This is a genomic window from Streptomyces sp. NPDC005393 (genome assembly GCF_040606675.1).
Classification (GTDB): Bacteria; Actinomycetota; Actinomycetes; order Streptomycetales; family Streptomycetaceae; genus Streptomyces.
The window spans coordinates 1-4,625 of the sequence record NZ_JBEXFG010000066.1; the positions used below are offsets into that span (position 1 = coordinate 1).

Sequence of the window (4,625 nt, forward strand, 5' to 3'; positions counted from 1 at the left end):
ATCGACCGCACCACGTACAAAGCCACCATCAGCATCGCCATGCTCACGAGCGGCCCTTGACACCCCCAGCCCCGCCCTAACTGAACGGCGTTGCCCCTAGCGCCCCCGGACCGGCGGAGCGCCCGTGTGCCGGAGCGAGCGCCGCAGCCTCAGATCACCGGCGGCCGGCCGAGCCTGGTCATGCGCCACACCGTGCGCCAGCGCATCGGCCGGCGTCGGCCGCACGGGGTGCGCAGGCCCTCCAGGAAGCCGCCCGCCCAGGCCCGCAGTCCGGCCAGGGCGCGGGTGCGGGCGAGGGTGAGCAGGGTCCAGGTGCCCAGATAGAGGGGGATCAGGGGCAGCGGCAGATGGCGGCGGGCAAGCCAGACCCGGTTGCGGGCGGTCATCCGGTAGTAGACCGCGTGCCGGGCGGGGGAGGTCTTGGGGTGCTGGAGCAGCAGCTCGGGGGCGTACAGCACCTTCCAGCGCGCGTCGAGCGCCCGCCAGGCGAGGTCGGTCTCCTCATGGGTGAAGAAGAACTCGTCCGGCCAGCCGCCGATCTGGTCCAGCATCGGCACGGACAGGGCGTGCCCGCCGCCGAGGAAGGTGGTCACCTGGCCGCCGCGCATGGGATCGGACGAGCGCAGCCGGGGGACGTGGCGGCGCTGGGTCTCGCCGGTCTCGTCGGCGATACGGAAGCTCACGATGCCCAGGCGCGGATCGTCCGCGTACAGATCGCGCACCGTACGGAAGACGTCGGCGTCGACGAGCAGCCCGTCGTCGTCGAGGTCGATGACGACGTCCACGTCGCCGAACTCGCGCAGCCGCCGCAGGGCGGCGTTACGGCCGCCCGCGACGCCGAGGTTCTCGTCCAGCTCGACCGTGGTCACATGGGCGGGGAACTCGGGGAGCGGGGAGCCGTTGCCGACGACCACGATGCGGGTGGGCGGTACGTCCTGCTTCGCCACCGACTCCAGGAGGGCCGCCACCTCTCCGGGCCGGTTGCCCATGGTCAGGATGGCGACACCCAGGCGGGGTTCGGGCATGGCGGGCACAGCGGGACTCCAGAGCTCGATGGCGAATGCCCGCGATCGTAGCCATTCACCCCGGAAGCCACTTCCGTATGTCTCTTGTTCATCGAGGACTGAGTAATCCGCCGTGGCGGTGAGTGCGCCCCTGGTGCTCAGCCGTCGAGCGCGGCGACGGCCTTCTCGGCGGCGGTGAGCGCGCCCTTGCGGATCGCGCCGGCGGACGCGCCCTGGTGGCTGCTGAAGTCGCCCCCGTTGTACGTGACCGTGATCTTGGCGTTGTCCTGGTGGACGGTCACCACGGCCTCGCGTATCTCTTGATCGTCGTTGGTGGTGAGCTGCTGGCTGAGGGTTGCCGTGTCGCCGAGGTCCGATATGGCGCTGCCGTTCTCGTCCTGCTTGGCCGCGGCGCCCGTGACGTCGTAGCTGATGTCCAGCCAGCGGTAGTCGAAGCCGTCCAGGGCATGCCAGGAGCATCCGGTGCGGCGGGAGACATCGCTGGTCTTCAGTTCGTTCCCGGCCGTCTTGGCTCCCGGCACCAGCTCCTTGACCGTGCTCGCCGGGAGGGTCGCGCAGGCTTTCGACGGCGGCTTGGGGTAGCGCGGCGGGGCGCTGGCGCCGGCGGTCGCGGTGGCGGCGGTGGAGGGGGGCGGCGAGGCGCCCGTCGGCTCGGCGGGTGCGTCCGAGCCGCCCGTCGCCGGCATGGCCACGCCCACGGTGACGATGAGGGCGACCGGGAGCAGGCGGGCGGCCAAGGTGAGCGGCAGAGAACGCACGGCGGTCTCTCTTCGGTGGTGTGACGTGAGGCGGTCGTGAAGGGTGAGGCGCGGTGAGAGACGACGATGCCATACGGACCCGGTGGCGAACACCCCGGGTTCGAACGGGATCGCGACAGGCGGGCGATCGTGAACCCCGCCACCGCGACTGACCTAAAAGGGTGAATTACCGCGTTCGTTACACAATCTACACAAGTCGAGGGGTTAGCTAGGTCGGGTGACGACCCATCGCCCGTCAGCCGCGACCGATGTACGGCATCGCCGTCGCCAGCACCGTCGCGAACTGCACATTGGCCTCCAGGGGCAGGGAGGCCATATGCCGCACCGTCCGCGCGACGTCCGCCACGTCCATCACCGGCTCGACCGCCACCTCGCCGTTCGCCTGGGGGACACCGGACCGCATCCGGTCGGTCATCTCGGTGGCCGCGTTGCCGATGTCGATCTGACCGCAGGCGATGTTGTACCGACGGCCGTCCAGCGAGAGCGACTTGGTCAGCCCGGTCATGGCGTGCTTGGTGGCCGTGTACGCGACGCTGTCCGGGCGGGGCGCGTGCGCCGAGATCGAGCCATTGTTGATGATCCGCCCACCCTGCGGATCCTGATCACGCATCAGCCGGAACGCGGCCTGGGCGCACAGGAACGCCCCGGTGAGGTTGGTGTCCACCACCGACTGCCAGTCCTCGTAGCGCAGATCCCCCAGCGGCACACCGCGCGGCCCGGAGCTCCCCGCGTTGTTGAACAGCGGATCGAGCCGTCCGAACCGGTCCCGGACCGCCGCGAAGAGCGCGTCCACCTGCTCCGGCCTGGCCACATCCGTTGGTACGGCGGCGACCGAGCCACCGCCGCCCGCCAGCCGCGCCGTCTCCGCCAGCGCCGCGTCCCGGCGCCCCGCCGGCACCACCGACCAGCCGGACTCGGCGAGTTCGAGCGCGACAGACCGGCCGATCCCGGAGCCCGCGCCCGTCACCACCGCGACCTTGGACACCACCGACACGAAACCGCTCCCGCCCATGAGACCGCAGCGTACGCGACGTCAAATCCCCCAGGACACAGGGCGGAATGCGGTAAACGCACTATCCGGAAACGGACCTCACCCAGCGGTCATCTCGGTGTGGTGCATAGGCAAACACCTGGCCTCTCCCTGACACTCCAATTCCTCTGACGCCACGAGCCAGGGGAGAGCACATGGCACACGACTCGCACCAGCAGGCGATACGAGCCGCGGCGGCACGTCTGGGACGCCGCCGTTTCCTCACCGTCACCGGAGCGGCCGCCGCACTCGCTTTCACCACCAACCTGCCCAGCGCCCAGGCCGCGCAGGTGGCTTCGCACTCGCTCATCGACGACCCCTTCACCCTCGGCGTGGCCTCCGGCGATCCGCTGCCGGACGCCGTGGTGCTGTGGACCAGACTCGCGCCCCGGCCGTACGAGCCGGGCAACGGGCTGCCCGAGGAGGGCACCGTGCGGGTGGAGTGGGAGATCGCCCGTGACGAGCGCTTCAAGCGCGTCGCCCGCCGTGGGACCGCGTCCGCGCACGCCGAGTTCAACTACACCGTGCACGTCGACGCGAAGGGGCTCGACCCCGACCGCGTCTACTGGTACCGCTTCCGGGCCGGCAAGTGGACCAGCCCGGTCGGCCGCACCCGCACCACTCCGTACGCCCATGCCCGGGTGCGCGACGTCCGCTTCGGCGTGGTGTCCTGCCAGGCGTACCACGACGGCTACTTCACGGCCTTCGGCCATCTGGCCAACGAGGACCTGGACGCCGTCTTCCATGTCGGCGACTACCAGTACGAGTACGCGGTGAGCGCGGCGGGCGGCGCCCGCAGCTACACCGACCGCACCCTGCCCGCGCTCTTCAACACCGAGACCATGACCCTCGACGACTACCGGCTGCGCTACGCGCTCTACAAGTCCGACGAGGATCTGCAGGCCGCCCACGCCGCCTTCCCCTGGTACGTCACCTGGGACGACCACGAGACCGAGAACAACTACGCGGGCGACATCGACGAGAACGAGGACCCGCCGGAGGAGTTCCTGATCCGCCGGGCCGCCGCGTACCGGGCGTACTGGGAGAACATGCCGCTGCGGATGCCGCAGCGGCCCGACGGCCCCGATATGCGGCTCTACCGGCGCTTCCACTACGGCCGCCTCGCCCAGTTCGACATCCTCGACACCCGTCAGTACCGCTCCAACCAGGCGTACGGCGACGGCTGGCAGTACCCCGGCCCCGAATCCGAGGACCCGTCCCGCACGCTCACCGGCGCCGCGCAGGAGCGGTGGCTGCTCGACGGCTTCGAGCGGTCGACGGCGACCTGGAACGTCCTTCCGCAGCAGGTCACCTTCTCCCAGCGGAAGAACACCACGGCCGCGCGCTCCAAGCTCTCCATGGACTCCTGGGACGGCTACCCCGCCTCTCGGACACGGATCCTGGCGGGCGTCGAGCAGGCGGGCGTCGAGAACTTCGTGGTGCTGACCGGTGACGTCCATGTCCACTACGCCTTCGACATCAAGAAGGACTTCGACGACCCGGACTCGCGGACGCTGGGCGTGGAGCTCGTCGGGACGTCCATCACCAGCGGGAAGGACGGGGCCGACAAACCGGCCAACTGGTCGACCTACATGGCCGCCAACCCGCACATGAAGTTCTACAACGGCCGGCGCGGCTATGTGACGGTCGCGCTGGACGAGAACCAGGCGCGGGCCGACTACAAGACGGTCTCCGCGGTCACGACCCCGGGCGCGCCGCTCACCACGGCGGCGTCGTTCGTGAGTGAGGCCGGCAACCCCGGCCTGCAGTCGGCCTGACCCGTCCGACCCGGCCCGGGGGCTTCGCCCCCGG

The 4,625-nt window shown here is 70.4% G+C and carries 4 protein-coding genes; 1 reads left to right on the forward strand and 3 read right to left on the reverse strand.

What is annotated here, in order from left to right; all coding sequences use genetic code 11:
- Positions 1-149: 149 nt before the first annotated feature.
- The 3 genes from ABZS71_RS32455 to ABZS71_RS32465 form a co-directional block, all read right to left on the reverse strand.
- Complete coding sequence (locus tag ABZS71_RS32455; RefSeq protein ID WP_356215750.1) at positions 150-1,025, reverse strand: glycosyltransferase; 876 nt, start codon at positions 1,023-1,025, stop codon at positions 150-152.
- A gap of 137 nt (positions 1,026-1,162) precedes the next feature.
- Positions 1,163-1,783: a hypothetical protein gene (locus ABZS71_RS32460; RefSeq protein ID WP_356215753.1), complete on the reverse strand. Its 621-nt coding sequence runs from the start codon at positions 1,781-1,783 to the stop codon at positions 1,163-1,165.
- A gap of 235 nt (positions 1,784-2,018) precedes the next feature.
- Complete coding sequence (locus ABZS71_RS32465; protein ID WP_356215756.1) at positions 2,019-2,795, reverse strand: SDR family oxidoreductase; 777 nt, start codon at positions 2,793-2,795, stop codon at positions 2,019-2,021.
- Between the two features lie 173 nt (positions 2,796-2,968).
- Between ABZS71_RS32465 and ABZS71_RS32470 the strand changes: the two genes are divergently transcribed.
- Positions 2,969-4,591, forward strand: a complete 1,623-nt coding sequence (locus ABZS71_RS32470) for an alkaline phosphatase D family protein (protein ID WP_356215759.1) — start codon at positions 2,969-2,971, stop codon at positions 4,589-4,591.
- Positions 4,592-4,625: the final 34 nt, after the last annotated feature.

What these genes read in the sequence shown, in the direction of transcription:
- ABZS71_RS32455 (WP_356215750.1), bottom strand. Translation starts at nt 1,025, where the DNA reads ATGCCCGAACCCCGCCTGGGTGTCGCCATCCTGACCATGGGCAACCGG.
- ABZS71_RS32465 (WP_356215756.1), bottom strand. Translation starts at nt 2,795, where the DNA reads ATGGGCGGGAGCGGTTTCGTGTCGGTGGTGTCCAAGGTCGCGGTGGTG.
- ABZS71_RS32470 (WP_356215759.1), top strand. Translation starts at nt 2,969, where the DNA reads ATGGCACACGACTCGCACCAGCAGGCGATACGAGCCGCGGCGGCACGT.